Source organism: Streptomyces sp. NRRL S-118, from assembly GCF_000716335.1.
Classification (GTDB): Bacteria; Actinomycetota; Actinomycetes; order Streptomycetales; family Streptomycetaceae; genus Streptomyces.
Genome location: NZ_KL591012.1, coordinates 5221 through 6344, shown reverse-complemented (window position 1 = coordinate 6344; position 1124 = coordinate 5221). Strand labels below are relative to the sequence as shown.

The window sequence follows — 1124 nt, the reverse complement described above, 5'->3', positions numbered from 1 at the left end:
CGAGAGCTGGTCGACCATCGTGTTGATGGTGTTCTTCAGCTCCAGGATCTCGCCCTGCGCATCGATGTCGATCTTCTTGGTGAGATCGCCCTTGGCGATGGCCGTGGTGACCGCGGCGATCTGGCGCACCTGCCCCGTCAGGTTGGACGCCATCGAGTTCACCGACTCAGTCAGGTCCTTCCACGTACCGGACACACCCGGCACCCGGGCCTGACCGCCCAGCTCACCTTCCGTGCCCACCTCGCGCGCCACCCGCGTGACCTCGTCGGCGAACGACGACAGCGTGGTCACCATGGTGTTGACGGTGTCGGCGAGCTCCGCGACCTCGCCGCGCGCCTCGACCGTCACCTTCTTCGTCAGATCACCGTTGGCGACGGCCGACGACACCCGCGAGATGTTCCGCACCTGCGAGGTCAGGTTGTTCGCCATCACGTTGACGTTGTCGCTCAGGTCCTTCCAGATGCCGGTGACACCCCGCACCCGCGCCTGACCGCCCAGAATGCCCTCGGTACCCACCTCACGGGCGACCCGCGTCACCTCGTCGGCGAAGTTGGACAGCTGGTCCACCATCGTGTTGACGGTGGTGACCAGGTCGAGGATCTCGCCCCGCGCGTCCACGGTGATCTTCTTCGACAGATCGCCCTTGGCGACCGCGGTCGTCACCTCGGCGATGTTCCGCACCTGCGACGTCAGGTTGTTCGCCATCGAGTTGACGGACTGGGTCAGGTCCTTCCAGGTACCGGAGACGCCCTGCACCTCCGCCTGGCCGCCCAGGATGCCCTCGGTGCCCACCTCGCGGGCCACCCGGGTCACCTGCTCCGCGAAGTTGGACAGCTGGTCCACCATCGTGTTGAGGGTGTTCTTCAGCTCCAGGATCTCGCCCCGCGCGTCCACGTCGATCTTCTGCGACAGGTCACCGCGCGCCACGGCCGTCGCGACCTGAGCGATGTTGCGGACCTGGGCGGTCAGGTTCCCCGCCATGCCGTTCACCGAATCCGTCAGGTCCCGCCACACACCCGCGACACCCGGCACCTGCGCCTGGCCGCCCAGCCGGCCGTCGGTGCCCACCTCACGGGCCACCCGGGTCACCTGCTCCGCGAACGCCGAGAGCTGGTCGACCATCG

General features: G+C 67.4%; 1 protein-coding gene. It reads right to left on the bottom strand.

Annotated elements, in window-relative coordinates:
* Window positions 1–1124 (bottom strand): HAMP domain-containing protein (locus IH00_RS44180; RefSeq protein ID WP_234334908.1); only part of this gene is annotated, 1124 nt, incomplete at both ends.